Raw genomic sequence first — 19933 nt, 5'->3', positions numbered from 1 at the left:
GCAGGAGGGCGACGATCATGGCACAACATGGCGCTCTGGAAACACTCAAAGATCTGGCCGAAAAAGAGGTAGATGACGCGGCGCGTTTACTGGGCGAAATGCGTCGCGGCTGCCAACAGGCGGAAGAACAGCTCAAAATGCTGATCGATTATCAGAATGAGTATCGCAGTAATTTGAACACCGATATGGGCAACGGCATCGCCAGTAATCGCTGGATCAACTATCAGCAGTTTATTCAGACACTGGAAAAGGCGATAGAGCAGCATCGCCTCCAGCTTACGCAGTGGACGCAAAAAGTCGACCTGGCGCTGAAGAGCTGGCGTGAGAAAAAGCAGCGACTTCAGGCCTGGCAAACCTTACAGGACCGACAAACCGCGGCAGCGCTGTTAGCTGAAAACCGCATGGATCAGAAAAAGATGGATGAATTTGCTCAGCGTGCAGCAATGAGGAAACCCGAATGATCACCCTGCCCCAACTGATCACCACCGATACCGACATGACCGCGGGTCTGACGTCAGGAAAAACCACCGGTTCAGCCGAGGACTTTCTGGCGCTCCTGGCGGGCGCGTTAGGCGCAGACGGCGCACAGGGCAAAGACGCCCGCATCACGCTGGCCGATTTACAGGCGGCAGGCGGCAAGTTATCGAAAGAGCTACTGACCCAACATGGCGAGCCGGGCCAGGCGGTGAAGCTTGCCGACCTGCTGGCGCAAAAAGCGAATGCGACGGATGAAACGCTTACCGATCTGACACAAGCGCAGCATCTACTGTCTACGCTAACGCCATCGTTGAAAACCAGCGCTCTGGCCGCATTGAGTAAAACGGCGCAGCATGATGAGAAAACGCCCGCGCTGAGCGATGAGGATCTTGCCAGTCTGAGCGCCTTATTCGCCATGCTGCCCGGACAACCTGTCGCGACGCCTGTCGCCGGAGAGACGCCGGCTGAAAATCACATCGCCTTGCCGTCACTGTTGCGCGGCGACATGCCATCGGCGCCGCAGGAAGAGACACATACGCTCTCTTTTAGCGAGCATGAAAAAGGGAAAACCGAGGCATCGCTTGCGCGCGCCAGCGACGATCGCGCCACGGGTCCAACACTGACGCCGCTGGTGGTCGCTGCCGCCGTGACCAGCGCGAAAGTGGAGGTGGATAACCCGCCCGCGCCAGTAACGCATGGCGCGGCAATGCCGACGCTCAGCAGCGCCACGGCGCAACCGCAACCGCTACCTGTCGCCTCAGCCCCGGTACTCAGCGCGCCGTTAGGCAGCCATGAATGGCAGCAAACGTTCAGTCAGCAGGTCATGTTATTTACGCGTCAGGGACAGCAGAGCGCGCAGCTTCGATTGCATCCGGAAGAGTTAGGTCAGGTGCATATTTCGCTCAAGCTGGATGACAATCAGGCGCAGCTCCAGATGGTATCGCCGCACAGCCATGTCCGCGCCGCGCTGGAAGCCGCCCTGCCCATGTTGCGCACTCAGTTGGCGGAAAGCGGCATCCAGTTGGGACAAAGCAGCATCAGTAGCGAAAGCTTTGCCGGACAGCAGCAGTCTTCATCGCAACAACAGTCTTCCCGCGCCCAACACACGGACGCGTTTGGCGCTGAAGATGACATAGCGTTAGCGGCGCCGGCCTCGCTTCAGGCCGCCGCGCGCGGCAATGGCGCAGTGGATATCTTCGCCTAACGCCAGAGGTAGCATGATTATCCGCGTCTTTTCCACGCTTTGTCGTGGACAGGACACGGGATAATCAGCCAATAAGCAGTACCGAAACAGGAAGCCCGTATCAGATGACTGACTCCGCGATTAACAAAAAGAGCAAACGCTCGATTTGGATACCTTTGCTGGTGTTGATTACCCTCGCCGCCTGCGCGACCGCCGGTTATAGCTACTGGCGTATGCAGCAGCAACCGACCACGAACGCTAAAGCGGAACCGGCTCCGCCGCCCGCGCCGGTATTTTTTGCGCTGGATACGTTTACCGTCAATCTGGGCGATGCGGATCGCGTGTTGTATATCGGCGTGACCCTGCGTCTGAAAGACGAAGCGACGCGCGCGCGATTAAATGAATATCTGCCGGAAGTGCGCAGCCGTCTGCTGTTGTTGTTTTCCCGTCAGAATGCCGCCGAGCTCTCAACAGAAGCTGGCAAACAAAAACTGATTGCCGCCATTAAAGAGACACTGGCCGCGCCGCTCGTTGCCGGACAACCAAAACAGGTCGTCACTGACGTGCTTTATACAGCTTTTATTCTGCGGTAACGATATGGGCGATAGTATTCTTTCTCAGGCTGAAATCGATGCGCTGTTGAACGGCGACAGCGACACCAAAGACGAACCCACTCCCGGTATCGCAAGCGATAGCGATATTCGCCCTTACGATCCCAATACCCAGCGTCGCGTCGTGCGTGAACGCTTGCAGGCGCTGGAGATTATTAACGAGCGTTTCGCACGCCAGTTCCGGATGGGATTATTTAACCTGCTGCGCCGCAGCCCGGATATTACCGTGGGTGCCATACGTATTCAGCCGTATCACGAATTTGCGCGTAACCTGCCGGTACCGACCAACCTGAACCTGATCCACCTGAAGCCGCTACGCGGCACCGGGCTGGTGGTGTTCTCGCCGAGTCTGGTGTTTATTGCCGTCGATAACCTGTTCGGCGGCGACGGTCGTTTTCCGACCAAAGTCGAGGGCCGCGAGTTTACCCATACGGAACAGCGTGTCATCAACCGTATGCTGAAACTGGCGCTGGAAGGCTATAGCGACGCATGGAAAGCCATTAATCCGCTGGAAGTGGAGTATGTGCGTTCCGAAATGCAGGTGAAATTTACCAATATCACCACCTCGCCGAACGATATCGTCGTTAATACGCCGTTTCATGTGGAGATCGGCAATCTGACCGGTGAATTTAACATCTGTCTGCCATTTAGCATGATCGAGCCGCTGCGTGAGCTGCTGGTGAATCCGCCGCTGGAAAACTCGCGCCATGAAGATCAGAACTGGCGTGATAACCTGGTCCGCCAGGTTCAGCACTCTGAACTGGAGCTGGTGGCCAATTTTGCCGATATTCCGTTGCGTCTTTCCCAGATTTTGAAGCTGAAACCCGGCGATGTACTGCCGATTGAAAAACCCGACCGCATTATTGCTCATGTGGACGGCGTTCCGGTACTCACCAGCCAATATGGCACCGTAAACGGACAGTATGCGCTACGCGTAGAACATTTGATCAACCCAATTTTGAATTCGCTGAATGAGGAACAGCCCAAATGAGTGACATGAATAATCCGTCCGATGAGAATACTGGCGCATTGGATGAGCTGTGGGCTGACGCGTTAAACGAGCAAAAAGCGACCACCAATAAAAGCGCCGCCGACGCGGTTTTCCAACAGCTTGGCGGCGGCGATGTCAGCGGTGCTATGCAGGATATCGATCTGATTATGGATATCCCGGTCAAACTGACCGTAGAGCTGGGCCGCACGCGAATGACCATTAAAGAACTGCTGCGTCTGACGCAGGGGTCGGTCGTCGCGCTGGACGGGCTGGCGGGCGAGCCGCTGGATATCCTGATTAATGGCTACCTGATTGCCCAGGGTGAAGTGGTCGTCGTGGCGGATAAATACGGCGTACGTATCACCGATATTATTACGCCATCCGAGCGTATGCGTCGTTTGAGTCGTTAATGATGAAGACAGAGGCCACGGTTTCTCAGCCCACCGCGCCAGCCGGATCGCCGCTCATGCAGGTGAGCGGCGCATTAATTGGCATTATTGCGCTCATTCTGGCGGCGGCCTGGGTGATTAAGCGTATGGGATTCGCGCCAAAAGGAAATAGCGTCCGGGGACTGAAGGTGTCAGCCAGCGCCTCGCTTGGCCCGCGCGAACGCGTGGTGATTGTCGAGGTCGAAAATGCGCGTCTGGTACTGGGCGTGACCGCCTCGCAGATCAACCTGCTGCACACCCTCCCGCCCGCGGAGAATGACACGGAAGCACCCGTTGCCCCACCGGCGGATTTCCAGAACATGATGAAGAGCTTACTCAAGCGTTCCGGGAGATCCTGATGCGCCGTTTGTTATTCCTTTCTCTGGCGGGTCTGTGGCTTTTTAGTCCCGCCGCTGCTGCGCAACTGCCGGGGCTTATCAGCCAACCATTAGCGGGCGGAGGCCAAAGCTGGTCATTATCCGTCCAGACGCTGGTTTTCATCACCTCGCTGACGTTTCTGCCGGCGATTTTACTGATGATGACGAGCTTCACGCGTATCATCATTGTTTTTGGCCTGTTGCGTAACGCGCTGGGCACGCCCTCGGCACCGCCAAATCAGGTGTTACTCGGACTGGCGTTGTTTTTGACCTTTTTTATTATGTCGCCCGTCATTGACAAGATTTACGTGGATGCTTACCAGCCGTTTAGCGAGCAGAAAATTTCTATGCAGGAAGCGCTGGATAAAGGCGCGCAACCGTTACGCGCGTTCATGTTGCGCCAAACCCGCGAAGCCGATCTGGCGCTGTTTGCCCGTCTGGCCAATAGCGGTCCGTTACAGGGACCGGAAGCAGTACCGATGCGTATCCTCCTGCCCGCTTATGTCACCAGCGAATTAAAGACGGCGTTTCAGATCGGTTTTACGATTTTCATCCCTTTTTTGATTATCGACCTGGTGATCGCCAGCGTATTGATGGCGTTAGGGATGATGATGGTGCCGCCAGCGACAATCGCCCTGCCGTTTAAGCTGATGCTGTTTGTGCTGGTCGATGGTTGGCAATTGCTTGTGGGGTCGCTGGCCCAAAGCTTTTACAGTTAGAGGCGCAAAATGACTCCTGAATCCGTCATGATGATGGGGACCGAGGCGATGAAAGTCGCTCTCGCCCTGGCTGCGCCGCTGTTACTCGTCGCGCTGATTACCGGCCTCATTATCAGTATTTTGCAGGCCGCGACTCAGATTAATGAAATGACGCTGTCGTTTATCCCTAAAATCGTCGCGGTATTCATCGCAATTATCATTGCCGGCCCGTGGATGCTCAACCTGCTGCTGGACTACGTACGCACTCTGTTCAGCAATTTACCTTATATCATCGGATAAACAGAACGATGATACAGGTTACAAGCGAGCAATGGCTATACTGGCTGCATCTCTATTTCTGGCCTTTGCTGCGCGTACTGGCGCTGATTTCAACGGCACCCATTCTCAGCGAGCGCGCTATTCCCAAGCGGGTAAAACTGGGGTTGGGAATAATGATTACCCTCGTTATCGCGCCGTCGCTACCGGCAAACGATACGCCGCTTTTTTCTATTGCCGCCTTATGGCTGGCGATGCAACAAATTCTGATCGGTATTGCGCTGGGATTTACCATGCAATTTGCCTTTGCGGCGGTGCGTACCGCAGGTGAGTTTATCGGTCTGCAAATGGGGCTTTCCTTTGCCACCTTCGTCGACCCGGGCAGCCACCTGAATATGCCGGTTCTGGCGCGTATTATGGATATGCTCGCCATGCTACTATTTCTCACCTTTAATGGCCATTTATGGCTTATTTCGCTGTTGGTCGATACCTTCCACACTCTGCCCATCGGTAGTAACCCGGTGAACAGTAATGCATTTATGGCGCTCGCTAGGGCCGGAGGGCTCATTTTCTTAAACGGACTGATGCTGGCATTGCCGGTCATTACCCTCCTGCTTACGCTCAACCTGGCGCTGGGGCTATTAAACCGCATGGCGCCGCAGCTCTCGATATTTGTTATCGGTTTCCCGCTTACCCTCACCGTCGGCATTATGCTGATGGCCGCGCTAATGCCATTAATTGCGCCGTTTTGCGAACATTTATTCAGCGAAATTTTCAATTTGCTTGCTGATATTGTTAGCGAGATGCCGATAAATAATAACCCATAATTTTTATCCTGTTTTACTAAGGTTTATCCGAAAATAAATTTTAAAAAACATTCACCAGGATATATCCGCTGCCCCTTATTTGTTTTTACTTCACTCACATAACGCAACATTCACTTTACTTTAAGATGATTCCTGGCAAATTATATGTAACTTTACGGGATAGTAAGTTCGCCTGAAAAACCGCGTAAGCGTTGTCTAAGGTGACTATTCGTGTTCCGTCTGATTATGGTGAGTTATTCAGGTAAGGGGAATTATCGTTACGCATTGAGTGAGGGTATGCCATGTCAACGATTATTATGGATTTGTGCAGTTACACCCGGCTAGGGTTAAGCGGGTATCTGGTCAGCAGAGGGGTGAAAAAAAGGGAAATCAACGACATCGAAACCGTTGACGAACTCGCTATCGCTTGTGGCGCGCATCAGCCTTCGGTGGTGTTTATTAATGAGGACTGTTTCATTCATACGCCTTCAGACAGTCAACAAATAAAGCAAATCATTAATCAACATCCTGACACGTTATTTATTGTTTTTATGGCAATTGCTAATGTGCATTTTGATGAATATTTATTAGTAAGAAAAAACTTATTGATTAGCTCGAAATCGATTAAACCTGACTCGCTGGATACCCTTCTTGGCGATATTCTGAAAAAAGAGTCGGGTATTTCAGGAACCATAAATTTACCAACATTATCGTTAAGTCGAACTGAATCCAGCATGTTGCGAATGTGGATGGAAGGTCAGGGAACCATTCAGATTTCTGACAGAATGAATATTAAAGCAAAAACAGTATCCTCCCATAAGGGGAATATAAAAAGAAAGATAAAAACGCATAATAAACAAGTGATCTATCACGTAGTGCGGCTGACAGATAACGTCACTAACGGCATTTTTGTTAACATGCGCTGAGAAATCCGGACTGGCAATGTACCTCCAGTCCGGCTCAATTAGTCCTGCTCCGCCTTCTCGACAAAAATACCATCCTGGTGACCTGACTCATTGAAGAACCAGATGCCGAGCGGGTAATCCTCCAGCGAAACCAGGTACATTGTGCCTTCACTAAATTCTTCCACTGCCAGTACCACGCCCGGTCGGCGGGGACCGCCGTCCGTTTTAACGGTTACCCGATCATTCACCTTCATCGTTTTCCTCCTGTCGCTTTGTGCCAGTGTAGAACAATTTTCTGCGTCTGACAGCGCCTTGCCGGCGTGTTTGCTGGTTTTCTCAACGGTCTATACTTAGGCTGTCAGGAACCCGTGAGGTAGTGAAGATGAAAACGGCAAAAGAGTACAGTGATACGGCCAAGCGCGAAGTGAGCGTCGATGTAGATGCGCTACTGGCGGCCATCAATGAAATCAGCGAAAGCGAGGTTCACCGTAGCCAGGAAGATCCTGAGCGGGTGAGCGTAGACGGACGGGAATATCATACATGGCATGAATTAGCTGAAGCATTCGAGCTGGATATTCATGATTTTAGTGTAACAGAAGTAAACCGTTAAAAATGGCCGAAAAAAATCCCGGCCCTACGGGTCGGGATCAAACTTGCTTATGCAAGAAGCACTTGAAAATTCGTTACACCAGGAAATCTGATGTGAGATTTACCTTATCTGCAATTTTTTTGCATGACAAGTAAATATTTTTTACATGAATGATTAAGCGCGCTAATAGTTTGGTAGCAAAAGTGTGACAACGCATGTGCTGCCTGGAAGCGACGGGATCGGTTCCAGTTAGCGTTCGACTTCTTTCGGGTGTGCTTTAGGACTTTTCCTGGAAATAAGCCCGCCGTTGCAACGGAAAATGAGGAAAAAATGCTCTCAATCCATGACCCCTTGCTGATTTTTACCGATCTGGACGGCACATTGCTGAACAGCCACACTTTTGAGTGGCAGCCCGCGGCTCCCTGGCTTACACGCCTGCATGAAAGCGGCGTGCCCGTGATCCTCTGTAGCAGTAAAACCGCGGCTGAAATGCTCCAGCTCCAGACGACGTTAAATCTACAGGGACTGCCGCTGATTGCGGAAAACGGCGCGGTGATCCAACTGGACGTTCATTGGGAAGACCATCCCAACTATCCCCGCCTGATAGCCGGTATTTCTCACAACGAAATCCGCCTCGTCCTGCATAAATTGCGTGAAAAGGAACAGTTTAAGTTCACCACGTTTGATGACGTTGACGATCAGGTGATAAGCGAATGGACGGGCCTAAACCGGGCACAGTCTGCCCTAACCCGTCTGCATGAAGCGTCGGTGTCGCTGATCTGGCGCGATAGCGATGAACGCATGGCGCAGTTTGTCGCCCGTTTAAATGACCTGGGACTGCAATTTGTCCATGGCGCCCGTTTCTGGCATGTGCTGGACGCCTCCGCTGGTAAAGATCAGGCTGCCAACTGGCTGATTGAAGCATATCGTCGGCAGTGGCGCGCGCGTCCTCTGACGTTGGGACTAGGAGACGGCCCCAATGATGCGCCGTTACTGGATGTGATGGATTATGCGGTTGTCGTCAAAGGGCTAAACCGGGAGGGCGTACATTTGCGTAACGACGATCCTCAGCGCGTCTACCGTAGCCAGAACGAAGGGCCGGATGGCTGGCGCGAAGGAATGGACTATTTCTTTTCCCGCTCCTGAGTCGCGTCGCTGGCGCAAATACGGTTACGTCCGGACTGTTTGGCGTAATAAAGCCGTTTGTCGGCCAGCGACTGCAACTGCTCAAAATCATAGTCGCCGTATTCCTCCGCGCTACTGATCCCCATTGACGCGCTGATACGAAGCGTCGTGCTTTTCGTCACCAGAATCTCTTTGTCATTAATGCGCTGGCGTATGCGTTCGGCAATCTGCAGCGCCTGCGCTTTCGTCGCGCCGGGCAGCACGATACAAAACTCTTCGCCCCCTACCCGTCCGGCGATGTCGTGCGCTCGAATGGTGCTGCCAATGAGCCCAGCGGCATGGGACAACACGCGATCGCCTGCCTGATGACCAAAGCGATCGTTAACGCTTTTAAAATAATCTAAATCCAGCTGTATCACAGAAAATGGCTGGCGGGCTTCCCGGTAGCGCTTTGCCAGCCTGGACGCTTTTTCAAACAGCGCGCCACGGTTATATAGCCGGGTCAGCGGATCGTGCCATGCCTGCCATTGCAGCGAATTTTGCAGAACAAACATGTTTTTGACCATATGTCGAATAACGCCCCAGGAGATCAACAGCATCGCCGTAAAAAGCACCCATAACAGCGTCAGCGCGATACTAATACTGCCAAAATTCCCTTGTATGCCTTCACGTAATGTATGCACGCGCAGCAGGACGCCATCAAAATGATCCAGCCGCTCCCAGCTTACATAATGCGTTCCTAAACGCAGCCCGCCCAGGGTATCTTTTTCTATTTCACGCGCCAGTAAGGCGCGCTCACGGTCATTTAACGTATTCGCGGTTTGTTGTTCTGGCGCGGAGTCCGTCAACAAACGGAGATGGTTATCGTATAGCTGATATTCCCCTTCAATATCCTTTTCGGCCGCATCGCGCAGGAACCGCTGTAATGACGCGACGGGAATATCCATTGCCAGTACGCCATACCAGTAATTATCGTGATCCAGCGGTAGACTGGCTGTCACTTTTTTCTGCTCGTCAGTAACATAGGGCTGTGCGGAGGTAAACCACCGCACGCCGCGCTGTGGGTTACGCCGTTGGCTTTGCTCGATAAACCAGGGCTGGGTCACGTACTGATAGTAACGGGAGACAATATCGCTACCGTACGCCGTAGGGAGAGTTGAGAGGTAAAACCCTGAGCGAGAAACATACATCGTCTCCAGCGTCAGCATGGCGGATGAGCGCGCCAGACGCGCCAGATACCCTAACTCCAGCGTGGCGGTTAATTCATTTGCCAGGTCACGACTCTCCCGCGAAAGAAGCGTCGTCCGGGCGACAAATTGATCGGAAACGCCATACAACGGCAATGTCCGCCGCTTATCCAGCTCCAGTTGCCAGAAATGTCTGACGCGTCGTTGCTCAAACTGCGTCACCGCGCTCTGCAATGCGGAAAAAGCCAGCGGCGCCACCAGCGCTTCATGCATACCGTTGCGTAAAAAGATCAACCTGTCCATGTTGAATTGCAGTTGGCGGTCAAGGACATTCGCGACGCTCCCCAGATGATTGCGCTGACTGGCGACATACGCGTCTTTCAGTATCATCACTTCCCGCCAGGTAAGTAGCGTCGAGAACAGCATCACGATCAGAAAACAGGTGTTGACGACATGACCGGGACCAAAACGCCGCGCCAGCTTTTTAAACCAGCCTTGATTATCTAACAGTGTTTCGTGCGGCACCCTGGTAACTCCTGGTTATTGATACAACGCCCCCTGATGGCTTACGGTAGCCAGACCTCATCAAGGGATACCACTCAATCCTGGCATAACCAGGTAGCAGCATGTCGCAGCGCGACGACTCTTTTTCTCCACAGCAAAACGCCCGGCATTAACCGGGCGTTTTGTCATCGGGCTTCGTCCCGCCCGCGCCTTTCCTTGCCTGGCACGAGCTCATTCTCATGGAATGCCTCCCGCTTTACGCCAAAACCATCATACCAGCGACACTCTACCATTCCGCTGGAATAACCGGTGACGATCATCCGGGGTCCACCTTCTTTCACGGTAACTTCCTCACTGACAGAAAAGACCATACCTGCCTCCTGTATCAGATGAAACGTTTTCACCTTAGACGAGGATGGGCAATTTTGCATAATTCATTGTAGAAAATCAGTGCGAAACACCGCGAATTTTCGCCACACCTTTCACCAGCGCCACCACAATGGCGCCGATAATAAAGCCGAGCACCAGATTCAGCCCCGCAGGGATCGTATGCGCCATGAAAGCTCCCTGCTGCTGCGCAAAATGTTCAATGGCATGGTGTAGCGGCGCAATACCGTGTACGACAATCCCGCCGCCGACCAGAAACATCGCCAGCGTACCGACAATGGATAATGCTTTCATTAACCAGGGCGCGATAATCAGTAATCCTTTACCGACGCCCTGCGCCAGCACGCTACGCTTTTCCGCCAGCCAGTACCCCATATCATCCAGTTTGACAATAATACCCACCAGGCCATACACGCCAATGGTCACAATCAACGCAATCCCCGCCAGCACCAACACCTGATTAAGCAGCGGCGCCTGCGCGACAATCCCCAGGGTAATGGCCACAATTTCAGCGGAAAGAATGAAATCGGTACGGACCGCCCCTTTTACTTTATCTTTTTCAAAGGCCAAAGGATCTTGCGCAGCCAGCGCCTCAAGACGTTTTTGCCGCTCCGCCGGGTCTTCTTTGTGTTTTCGCGCCTCAAAGGTATGCAGGACTTTTTCTACCCCTTCAAAGCAGAGAAACGCGCCGCCTAACATTAATAAAGGCGTAATGGCCCACGGGATAAATGCGCTTATCAGCAGCGCCAACGGCACCAGAATAACCTTGTTGATTAATGATCCTTTCGCCACGCTCCATACCACTGGCAGCTCGCGATTAGCGCGAACGCCGGTCACCTGCTGCGCATTGAGCGACAGGTCGTCCCCCAGTACGCCCGCGGTTTTTTTCGCGGCCAATTTGCCCATAACCGAAATATCGTCCAGCAGCGTGGCGATATCGTCGAGTAATGTCAGTAAGCTACTTCCTGCCAAAATGATTTCCTCGGTCTTTTCTTCTAAGACGTTAAGTATGTAGCAAAACGCGCAATGCCGAAACCGGCGGCGCGGGTCAACGCCTTTTTATTCCAAAAGGACAATTATAATGCTCGCCAGCATAATAATTTTGACGTTTACTATATTCACCCTTTTTATTTCACCGTGAGTGATTATGCGTTTCCGGCAGTTATTACCTCTTTTTGGCGCGCTTTTTGCCTTGTATATCATTTGGGGGTCTACCTATTTTGTTATCCGCATAGGCGTTGAAAGCTGGCCGCCGCTGATGATGGCAGGCGTACGTTTTCTCTCGGCGGGGATGTTGCTCATGGCGTTTTTGCTGTTGCGCGGCGAAAAACTTCCGCCGCTGCGCCAGACCATCAACGCCGCGCTGATTGGTCTACTGCTGCTGGCGGTGGGTAACGGCCTGGTGACGGTGGCGGAGCATCAAAACGTGCCATCGGGCATTGCTGCCGTCGTGGTCGCCACTGTCCCGCTATTTACGCTGTGCTTTAGCTACTTTTTTGGTATTAAAACGCGCAAATTAGAATGGGTGGGGATTGCCATTGGACTTGCCGGGATTATTCTGCTGAACAGCGGCGGCAACTTAAGCGGCAATCCGTGGGGCGCGATTTTGATCCTGATAGGTTCGATGAGCTGGGCATTTGGTTCCGTTTACGGCTCGCGCATCGCCCTCCCTGTGGGCATGATGGCGGGCGCGATTGAAATGCTGGCGGCGGGCGTGGTATTGCTTTGCGCGGCGTTTCTTTCCGGCGAAAAGCTCGCCACGCTGCCTGGCTTATCGGGGTTTATGGCCGTCGGCTACCTGGCGTTGTTCGGTTCTATTATCGCCATTAATGCCTATATGTACCTGATTCGCAACGTCAGTCCGGCGCTGGCGACCAGCTACGCCTATGTGAATCCGGTTGTCGCCGTGTTGCTTGGCACTGGCCTGGGCGGCGAGAGGTTATCGCCCGTTGAATGGGCCGCGCTGGGTGTGATTGTGTTTGCCGTAGTGCTGGTGACTCTGGGTAAGTACCTGTTTCCCGCCAGGGCGGTGGTCACGCCGTGTAAAACGGAAGATTCACGCCAGTAGATGAATCCCCTGGGTGTCGATCTGCGCGCTGGCGCCGCCGCCGCAGATCCACTCTTCCAGGCGCTCCGCCAACGCCGCGTCGCTCAATTTCGCTCGCCCGCGCAAGGCGCACTCCCAGACGATCAGCACCCGCCAGCCAAGCGCCTGTAAACGCTGAATATCGCGCTCATCGCGCTCAACGTTCTTACCGATTTTTTCCAGCCAGAAAGCCGTTCGCGTGGCCGGTACTTTGAACAGATAACAGTGGTGATGATGCCAAAAGCAGCCGTGAGTAAAAATCACACAATCATAGTCATTCACCACAAAGTCCGGCTTGCCCGGTAATGTCGCGTCCTGAGTATGAAACGTAATCCCCTGCGCGCTTAGCAGGCCAGCAAGACGTTTTTCAATAGCCGTATCGCGGGTTGCTATCGCGCGCATATTTTTACTGCGCGTGGCTTTATCGTGAACGTCCGCCATCTACCGTCTCTCTCTGACGCAGCGTCACCGCCTGGTGAATTTTGGGTTCCAGCAGCTTTGCTACCGCGGCAAATACCGGCACCACCACGGAGTTGCCAAACTGGCGATAGGCCTGCGTATCCGAGACAGGTATCCTGAACTGGTACGTTTGCGGCGCCTCAAATCCCATTAAACGCGCGCACTCTCTCGGCGTGAGTCGGCGGGGACGATGTTGTTGGTTGCCAGCATCGTCGAAATTCACTTCGCCTTTCGCCATATCCCAACCACGATCGATCAGAATTTCGGCGCCATCTTTGTAGTAGCGAGCAGATAACGTGCGCGCCACACTTTCCGGATTGTCAGGATAAACCATGCCATAGCCAAAACCGTTTCCCCGCGCCTGGTGCTTTTTCGCGTAGCGATATAAATATTTCCACAGCACCGGCGTCAGGATATATTTGGCTTCGACGACGGGCTCCAGCAGTTCTGCCAGCGTCGGACGGCGCGGTGGATAACAACGGGCGATATTGCGTAACGTAAAATCGGTTTTCAGGTTTAAATCGCGACGGAATCCCACTAACACAATACGTTCCCGATGCTGAGGAAGAAAGTGCTGCCCGTCGATAATTTTCGGATCGTCCGGGCCATTGTCAGCGGCATCCGCCACGTCATATCCCAGTTCATCGAGCGTTTGCATAATAATGCGGAAGGTGTTGCCCTGGTCGTGACTTTTAAGGTTTTTCACGTTTTCCAGCACAAACAGCGCGGGGCGGCGAGCGTCGATAATTCTTACGACATCAAAAAATAACGTCCCCTGAGTCTCGCAGGCAAAGCCGTGGGCGCGGCCCAGCGCATTTTTCTTGGAAACGCCCGCCAGAGAAAATGGCTGACAGGGAAAGCCCGCCAGCAGGACATCATGTTGCGGAATATGCTGGCGAATGTGTTCCGCCGCCTCATCATCGCTGACCCCTTCCCGGTGGCTCAACGTGATATCGCGGATATCTTCATTAAAGCGATGTTGCAGCGGATCGCAAAAATAGTTCGCTTTATATGTCCGTACCGCGTGCTTATTCCATTCGCTGGTAAACACGCACTGTCCGCCTATCGCTTCAAATCCGCGGCGAATGCCGCCGATGCCCGCGAAGAGATCAATAAAACGAAAGGCGTAATGCGGATGATGCGCTGGCGGCGTCGGCAACCCTGTTTTAAGACAGGTGAGTTCATTGTCGCTCAAGCGATGCCATGCCGCGTTCATCATTACGCGCTTGAAGATGGCCGGGCTCCAGTGCTGTTCGCCCAGGCCGTTAAGGTGCGCCACCAGCGTTTTAACATCGTAGATTTCCAGCAATTGACTCAGCATCGCCTGGATCTCGCTTCCGGCGTCGTCGGCGATGAGGTTCCGGGCGTGTGTTACTGAAATATTTTCCTGCATACATTTAACCGGCCAAAAATAATTGCCGACAGACTAACATAAAATGACGCGGTTTACGTTTCAGCGACAGGGGTTACTGATGCGTAGCAAACATCTGGATGACCGCCTCATCCCGTGTTTCATAGTCGCCTTTCAGCTCAGCGCTCAGTTTCGCCATGTACGACACCAGAAAATCCGCATTACGCTGCGCCAGGTACTTGCCCCGTTCAGTCTGCATCGTCAGCGGCAGTTTCAGCAGCTTGGTTTGAAAATGGTCGAGCGCGAATTGCTTATCGTTAAGAGGCCGTCTGTCGGCAAAGGGATCGTCGGCATCAAACAGCGCGACGCCCAGCGCGCCGGAGACCGCGAAGACCCGCGCCAGACCAATGGCGCCCAACGCCTCCAGCCTGTCTGCATCCTGTACGATTTTTGCCTCTGGCGTGGTAGGCGCAATTTTTGCGCTGAAGCTATGCGCTTCGATAGCATGACAAATGCCCGCCAGTTTTTCTGCCGGAAAGTCAGGAAAATCCCGCAGAAAAATACGCCGGGTTTCTGCCGCCGCCAGAATGGAAGAACGATGCCGCTGCGGATGATTTTTCGCCAGGCTGACGATGTCATGGAAATAACATGCCGATAGCACCACCAGCCAGTCGACAGGACTGTTTTCCCCGAGCGTTTGCGCGGTTGCCCAAACACGACGAAAATGGAAGATGTCATGGGCGGCATCCTGTTCCTGGTGGTGGTGACGTAGCCAGTCTTCAAACTGCGATTGCCAGTATCCTGAGTCCATACGCCCTCTCTTTATAGCAGACCATTTTTATTACATGCCTGAGCACAGGGTTCGCTATCCTGACATATCCGCCACCACTTTACATCCTTGCGTGCTTGCGCGTTTCTGGCTGAGTGTCGGCGGGATACCCCCTGTTTTTGCGAGGCCGGGTGTACCAGGCAATACTCCCCAGAATAAGCCAGACGACGCCCAGCGAAAGCGCGTTAAGCCATTTTTCCGTTGCGCTGCCAGGAGTGCTGATTGGGCCGAGAACCGGCTCGGTTTGTATGGCGGACATCAGCCACACGCAACGCGCCATCGCCCAGATGAAGTAGCCGCAAAAGGTATAAAAAACCCATAACGCTAATTTGCCGCCCATGCTACGGGTGGCGTTGTCCTCCCTGGTACTCAAACTTTACTCCGCTTTTGTGATGTAAGTCATATGACATTAATTACATTATAATGTGACATTAGTCACATTTCGACCATAAAATACCTTATCCACCTGTTCTGGTTATTCATTCCACAAATAGTTTATTCTCAGATAATGTTACGCCTGGCGCTGAACCTGCTGTTAAATAAGGGAATGGTGATTGAATCGCACTCTAATGCAGAATAACCCATAACCAGAACAACTTATTTTTACGCACCGCGATAGCGTTTTATTTTATTAGCATTAAGTGTCAGAATGATTCGGTTATTAGCCTTTTATCATTTATTTTATCATTACCCACATTACCGGCATTTATGCCGGTTTTTTTTTATGCTTTTTCATAATCAAAGCTTCAAATACATATAAAAAACAAATTATATTCACACCAGAAACCATCAAATCAAAACACATAACTCATTGATAAAAAATGATAATCATAGAATATATATTCTTAGTTATTTATATGGCCAGTATTATAAAAAACCAAACGGAAACAAATTGAAATATTTTAAATACCTTTGTTACATGTTATTTTTTAAATTCCATGAACTTCATAGAATAGTATCAATTTGTAGTTTTGTTGAAGTGGCTACATATTCATATAAATTATTATCATAAGGGAATACATAATGAACAGAAAAGTTCTGGCACTGCTTGTCCCGGCGTTATTAGTGGCAGGCGCAGCAAATGCGGCTGAAGTTTATAATAAAAATGGCAACAAACTCGACCTGTACGGCAAAGTTGATGGTCTGCGTTACTTCTCTGACGATGCAGGCAGCGACGGCGACCAGTCCTACGCCCGTATTGGCTTTAAAGGCGAAACGCAGATCAACGATATGCTGACCGGCTATGGTCAGTGGGAATACAACATGCAGGCGAGTGGCACTGAAGGTAACAGGGATACGTCCTGGACTCGTCTGGGCTTTGCCGGTCTGAAATTCGGCGAGTACGGCTCTTTCGATTATGGCCGTAACTATGGTGTTATCTACGACGTTGAAGCCTGGACCGATGTGCTGCCGGAATTCGGCGGCGACTCTTACACCCAGACAGATGTATATATGCTTCAGCGTGCTAACGGCCTGGCCACCTATCGTAACACCGACTTCTTCGGCCTGGTGGAAGGCTGGAACTTCGCGCTGCAATACCAGGGTAATAACGAAAGTGGCAATAACGGATTTGGCCAGGAAGGCTCCGGTAATGGAACTAACCGCGGTACAAATAAAGAAAACGGTGACGGTTTCGGCCTCTCTACCTCTTATGACTTTGACTTCGGGTTAAGCCTGGGAGCTGCTTATTCAAATTCTGACCGTACCGATGCCCAAGTAGGTAATGGATATGGTGATGGTCATCGTTACTATGGCAACAATGATGCCGGCGGTGAAACTGCCGAAGCCTGGACCGTAGGTGTCAAATATGACGCCTATAACGTATACCTGGCGGCGATGTACTCTGAAACCCGCAATATGACCTCTTATGGAGACAGCGACTATCACTCTGCAGACGGTAAGTTGGGTGGCGGCGGTATCGCTAACAAAACCCAGAACTTTGAAGTGGTTGCACAGTATCAGTTCGATTTCGGTCTGCGTCCGTCCATCGCCTACTTGCAGTCTAAGGGCAAAGATTTAGGCGGCCAGGATATGGATAGCCATGGTAACTATCGTTACACCGACAAAGATTTGGTTAAATATGTTGACGTCGGTATGACTTACTACTTCAACAAAAATATGTCCACCTACGTTGATTATAAAATCAACCTGCTGGACGAAGATGATGACTTCTACGCAAACAACGGTATTGCAACCGATGATATCGTAGGTGTTGGTCTGGTCTACCAGTTCTAAGACGCTTTATGTTATTCAAGCCCGTGCTTAGCGCGGGCTTGTTATTATAGGGCAAGAATTAAATAACGGATAACGGCACAAAGACAGGTTGACCTGGTTTCATCGGATAGATGAAGACAACATCGCTTTTTTCAGGCGCTGTCTGCAAGAGAAATAACACCTTTGGGGAAAGGTAAGCCACTATAGATGATGGATGTCAGCGTCTATAGATGATAATCATCCGGGCATAAAAAAGCTCCGATACGGAGCTAATATGAATTATTTTCTAAAATCTGGCGGAACCTGCCCTGAGCGAATATATAATCCAACATTATCAAAAGTGATCATGGTTGACTTACAAAAAATACATTTCGCGCCAAACGGGTTTTGCTCAGTAACATCGAATGTCGATGTTCTGTATTGTGAACCATGGCAACATGGACACCGGAAGTGAATTTTATTAGTAATATCAGTTGCCTTAAAGCGCCACAACGTTGACCGCTGATGGACCTTTTGGTCCCTGCTCTACTGAAAACTCCACTTCCTGATTTTCATTCAGAGTGCGGAATTCATTACTTTGAATGGCGGAAAAATGCACAAACACATCTTTGCTGCCATCTTTAGGCGTAATGAAACCAAAGCCCTTTTCAGGGTTAAACCATTTTACTAAACCAGTGATTTTCGTCGTCATAATATTGTTACCTTTTGAATGAGCCCTTGGGCAAAATGGCCTGAAGAAAATTATCAGAGAGAAAAAAACCTAAAGGAGATCTCAAGAGGAACAAATGATGAGAAATATTACAATCACTACTTCAGATAAGTTTGTATCAAACCGCACAACCATTAACGCATGGTTAACTTCACATAGCAAGCTTTAGTTTTGTTAAAAAAATATTAATTGTTTTTTAGCATTATCACGCTGATTGCCATACTCTTTTTATCCATGCCCGTCGCTACGGCTGAAACCTGGCGTAAATAAGTGACGTCTCACAACGCCTACCTGGCAATAAACGCGCCACATTTCCTGATGTCGTAAACCAGGATACATGCGCCTCATCGTGAGAGGTTCCTGTGATCTTGTGTGACCAGTTTATAAGGGTGGTCAAGCAGAGAATTAGTGTGTTCATTATGTTTACAGGCAAGCCATAATAACCGCGACAGCGGCGTTGAAATCTGTGTTGATGGCTTAGTCTGAGAGGAATAAAACCGACTGATGAATGACTCAAGATGCTACATTTTTACAACGAAACAGGTGTAAGTATCCCGCATAATCGTGCCATTCACATTTAGAGATCCTCCGGCATAATCAATCTGCCAACAAAGGCGATCGCTATGCGTAAAGCCCGTTTTACTGAGCATCAGATCATTGCCGTAATTAAATCGGTTGAAGCCGGACGAACCGTTAAAGATGTCTGCCGGGAGGCCGGTATATCTGAAGCCACCTGATACAACTGGAAGTCCAGATACGGCGGCATGGAGGCTTCTGATATTAAAAAGATCAAGGATCTTGAGGACGAGAATCGGCGTCTCAAACAGATGTTTGCCGACCTGAGCCTTGAGAACCGGGCCCTGAAAGACGTTATCGAAAAAAGCTTTAAAACCAGCCTTTAAGCGTGAGCTGGTCACTCATCTGATAACGACATTTGGACTCAGTATCCGTCAGGCCTGCCGGAGTCTGAACCTGAGCAGAACGGTTTACCATTACCGTCCGGATACCACGCGTGACGAACCCGTTATTGTCGCGTTGCAGGCAGTGGCAGAGCGATACCCACGGTACGGTTTTCCAAAACTTTTCCAGGTTCTGCGGCGGCAGGGATACCCGTGGAATCACAAAAGGATCCATCGTATTTATTGTCTGCTGAAGCTGAATTTTCGCCGTAAAGGCAAACAACGATTGCCGGTGCGTAATCCCTCGCCACTGGCCACACCGGAAGCGCTGAACCAGAGCTGGTCTGTCGATTTTATGCATGATGCTCTGGTCTGTGGCTGTCGTTTTCGCACGTTCAATGTCGTTGATGGCTTTAACCGTGAGGCATTGTCGATTGAAATCGATCTGAATCTGCCAGCTTTGCGCGTGGTCCGTGTACTCGACAGGATCGCGGCAAATCGCGGCTATCCGGTCATGCTACGCATGGATAATGGTCCGGAATTTATCTCACTTGCACTGGCTGAATGGGCAGAGCAACATGCAGTAAAACTGGAATTTATTCAGCCGGGTAAGCCGACGCAGAACGCTTTTATTGAGCGCTTTAACTGAACATACCGTACAGAAATACTCGATTTTTATCTGTTCAGAACGCTGAATGAAGTGCGGGAAATCACGGAAAGATGGGTGTCAGAATATAACTGTGAACGCCCTCATGAATCACTGAACAATATGACGCCGGAAGAATATCGGCAACACAATCATTTGGCCGGGATCTCAAAAAATGCCTGGAACTAAAACGGGT

General features: G+C 51.2%; 24 protein-coding genes and 1 pseudogene. 15 read left to right on the top strand and 10 right to left on the bottom strand.

Annotation, left to right across the window (positions count from 1 at the left end; translation table 11 throughout):
- The first annotated feature begins 17 nt into the window (after positions 1 to 17).
- The 10 genes from fliJ to rcsA all read left to right on the top strand — a co-directional run bounded on the left by fliJ (position 18) and on the right by rcsA (position 6773).
- Positions 18 to 461 (top strand): flagellar export protein FliJ, encoded by a 444-nt coding sequence (fliJ, locus tag EOS97_RS19300; RefSeq protein ID WP_000046981.1) that lies wholly within the window; start codon positions 18 to 20, stop codon positions 459 to 461.
- Positions 458 to 1681: a flagellar hook length control protein FliK gene (gene fliK, locus EOS97_RS19295; protein WP_000631675.1), complete on the top strand. Its 1224-nt coding sequence runs from the start codon at positions 458 to 460 to the stop codon at positions 1679 to 1681. The genes fliJ and fliK overlap by 4 nt, the downstream gene beginning before the upstream one ends.
- 104 nt (positions 1682 to 1785) lie before the next feature.
- On the top strand, positions 1786 to 2253 hold the full coding sequence (fliL, locus tag EOS97_RS19290; protein ID WP_000132169.1) for a flagellar basal body-associated protein FliL: 468 nt from the start codon (positions 1786 to 1788) through the stop codon (positions 2251 to 2253).
- A 4-nt stretch (positions 2254 to 2257) separates the two neighbouring features.
- Positions 2258 to 3262, top strand: coding sequence for a flagellar motor switch protein FliM (gene fliM, locus EOS97_RS19285; protein WP_000502811.1), 1005 nt, complete (start codon positions 2258 to 2260; stop codon positions 3260 to 3262).
- Entirely contained in the window at positions 3259 to 3672 is a 414-nt protein-coding gene (gene fliN / locus EOS97_RS19280) for a flagellar motor switch protein FliN (RefSeq protein ID WP_023255502.1), read from the top strand. The genes fliM and fliN overlap by 4 nt, the downstream gene beginning before the upstream one ends.
- A complete protein-coding gene (fliO, locus tag EOS97_RS19275) occupies positions 3672 to 4049 on the top strand; it encodes a flagellar biosynthetic protein FliO (RefSeq protein ID WP_000978276.1) in 378 nt (125 codons plus the stop codon). Before fliN ends, fliO begins: the two co-directional genes overlap by 1 nt.
- A complete protein-coding gene (gene fliP / locus EOS97_RS19270) occupies positions 4049 to 4786 on the top strand; it encodes a flagellar type III secretion system pore protein FliP (RefSeq protein ID WP_001253411.1) in 738 nt (245 codons plus the stop codon). The genes fliO and fliP overlap by 1 nt, the downstream gene beginning before the upstream one ends.
- Positions 4787 to 4795: 9 nt before the next feature.
- Positions 4796 to 5065 (top strand): flagellar biosynthesis protein FliQ, encoded by a 270-nt coding sequence (gene fliQ, locus EOS97_RS19265; RefSeq protein ID WP_000187354.1) that lies wholly within the window; start codon positions 4796 to 4798, stop codon positions 5063 to 5065.
- An 8-nt stretch (positions 5066 to 5073) separates the two neighbouring features.
- The gene (gene fliR / locus EOS97_RS19260) at positions 5074 to 5868 is read left to right on the top strand and encodes a flagellar biosynthetic protein FliR (RefSeq protein ID WP_000616953.1); all 795 of its coding nucleotides are present in this window, start codon (positions 5074 to 5076) and stop codon (positions 5866 to 5868) included.
- A gap of 281 nt (positions 5869 to 6149) precedes the next feature.
- Positions 6150 to 6773 carry a transcriptional regulator RcsA gene (gene rcsA / locus EOS97_RS19255; RefSeq protein WP_000103974.1) on the top strand — a complete coding sequence of 208 codons (624 nt, stop codon included), beginning with the start codon at positions 6150 to 6152 and terminating at the stop codon, positions 6771 to 6773.
- Between the two features lie 38 nt (positions 6774 to 6811).
- On the opposite strand, the gene dsrB is transcribed toward rcsA, so the two are convergent.
- Positions 6812 to 7006 carry a protein DsrB gene (gene dsrB / locus EOS97_RS19250; protein ID WP_000867218.1) on the bottom strand — a complete coding sequence of 65 codons (195 nt, stop codon included), beginning with the start codon at positions 7004 to 7006 and terminating at the stop codon, positions 6812 to 6814.
- A gap of 128 nt (positions 7007 to 7134) precedes the next feature.
- Here dsrB and yodD point away from each other — a divergent pair, with 128 nt between their 5' ends.
- Positions 7135 to 7362, top strand: a complete 228-nt coding sequence (gene yodD, locus EOS97_RS19245; protein WP_000844798.1) for a YodD family peroxide/acid resistance protein — start codon at positions 7135 to 7137, stop codon at positions 7360 to 7362.
- A 309-nt stretch (positions 7363 to 7671) separates the two neighbouring features.
- Positions 7672 to 8487 carry a mannosyl-3-phosphoglycerate phosphatase-related protein gene (locus EOS97_RS19240; protein ID WP_000948794.1) on the top strand — a complete coding sequence of 272 codons (816 nt, stop codon included), beginning with the start codon at positions 7672 to 7674 and terminating at the stop codon, positions 8485 to 8487.
- Here EOS97_RS19240 and dgcQ read toward each other — a convergent pair.
- The 3 genes from dgcQ to EOS97_RS19225 all read right to left on the bottom strand — a co-directional run bounded on the left by dgcQ (position 8466) and on the right by EOS97_RS19225 (position 11522).
- Complete coding sequence (gene dgcQ / locus EOS97_RS19235; RefSeq protein ID WP_001119833.1) at positions 8466 to 10178, bottom strand: cellulose biosynthesis regulator diguanylate cyclase DgcQ; 1713 nt, start codon at positions 10176 to 10178, stop codon at positions 8466 to 8468. The two genes, EOS97_RS19240 and dgcQ, sit on opposite strands and share 22 nt — an antisense overlap.
- A gap of 164 nt (positions 10179 to 10342) precedes the next feature.
- Positions 10343 to 10528, bottom strand: coding sequence for a YodC family protein (locus EOS97_RS19230; RefSeq protein ID WP_001521741.1), 186 nt, complete (start codon positions 10526 to 10528; stop codon positions 10343 to 10345).
- Between the two features lie 76 nt (positions 10529 to 10604).
- The gene (locus EOS97_RS19225) at positions 10605 to 11522 is read right to left on the bottom strand and encodes a DUF808 domain-containing protein (RefSeq protein WP_086013476.1); all 918 of its coding nucleotides are present in this window, start codon (positions 11520 to 11522) and stop codon (positions 10605 to 10607) included.
- Between the two features lie 169 nt (positions 11523 to 11691).
- Here EOS97_RS19225 and yedA point away from each other — a divergent pair, with 169 nt between their 5' ends.
- On the top strand, positions 11692 to 12612 hold the full coding sequence (gene yedA, locus EOS97_RS19220) for a drug/metabolite exporter YedA (RefSeq protein WP_001212263.1): 921 nt from the start codon (positions 11692 to 11694) through the stop codon (positions 12610 to 12612).
- On the opposite strand, the gene EOS97_RS19215 is transcribed toward yedA, so the two are convergent.
- The 4 genes from EOS97_RS19215 to drpB form a co-directional block, all read right to left on the bottom strand.
- Positions 12601 to 13071: a very short patch repair endonuclease gene (locus EOS97_RS19215; protein ID WP_000785978.1), complete on the bottom strand. Its 471-nt coding sequence runs from the start codon at positions 13069 to 13071 to the stop codon at positions 12601 to 12603. The genes yedA and EOS97_RS19215 overlap by 12 nt on opposite strands.
- Complete coding sequence (locus EOS97_RS19210; protein WP_001157305.1) at positions 13052 to 14482, bottom strand: DNA cytosine methyltransferase; 1431 nt, start codon at positions 14480 to 14482, stop codon at positions 13052 to 13054. The genes EOS97_RS19215 and EOS97_RS19210 overlap by 20 nt, the downstream gene beginning before the upstream one ends.
- Positions 14483 to 14555: 73 nt before the next feature.
- The gene (locus EOS97_RS19205; protein ID WP_000377042.1) at positions 14556 to 15251 is read right to left on the bottom strand and encodes a phosphohydrolase; all 696 of its coding nucleotides are present in this window, start codon (positions 15249 to 15251) and stop codon (positions 14556 to 14558) included.
- A 79-nt stretch (positions 15252 to 15330) separates the two neighbouring features.
- Complete coding sequence (gene drpB / locus EOS97_RS19200) at positions 15331 to 15642, bottom strand: cell division protein DrpB (protein WP_000107435.1); 312 nt, start codon at positions 15640 to 15642, stop codon at positions 15331 to 15333.
- A 650-nt stretch (positions 15643 to 16292) separates the two neighbouring features.
- Here drpB and ompC point away from each other — a divergent pair.
- Entirely contained in the window at positions 16293 to 17504 is a 1212-nt protein-coding gene (gene ompC, locus EOS97_RS19195) for a porin OmpC (protein WP_001080673.1), read from the top strand.
- Positions 17505 to 17762: 258 nt separating this feature from the next.
- Here ompC and EOS97_RS19190 read toward each other — a convergent pair whose 3' ends face one another.
- Complete coding sequence (locus tag EOS97_RS19190; protein WP_024131109.1) at positions 17763 to 17951, bottom strand: hypothetical protein; 189 nt, start codon at positions 17949 to 17951, stop codon at positions 17763 to 17765.
- Positions 17952 to 17961: 10 nt separating this feature from the next.
- Complete coding sequence (locus EOS97_RS19185; protein ID WP_000208509.1) at positions 17962 to 18174, bottom strand: cold shock domain-containing protein; 213 nt, start codon at positions 18172 to 18174, stop codon at positions 17962 to 17964.
- A 641-nt stretch (positions 18175 to 18815) separates the two neighbouring features.
- Between EOS97_RS19185 and EOS97_RS27270 the strand changes: the two are divergent.
- Positions 18816 to 19926, top strand: a pseudogene (locus EOS97_RS27270) (IS3 family transposase).
- Positions 19927 to 19933 lie beyond the last annotated feature (7 nt).

Source organism: Salmonella sp. SSDFZ54 (assembly GCF_004010735.1).
GTDB classification, from domain to species: Bacteria; Pseudomonadota; Gammaproteobacteria; order Enterobacterales; family Enterobacteriaceae; genus Salmonella; species Salmonella enterica.
The sequence above is the reverse complement of the archived record's forward strand: the minus strand, read 5'-3'. Positions and strand labels throughout refer to the sequence as shown.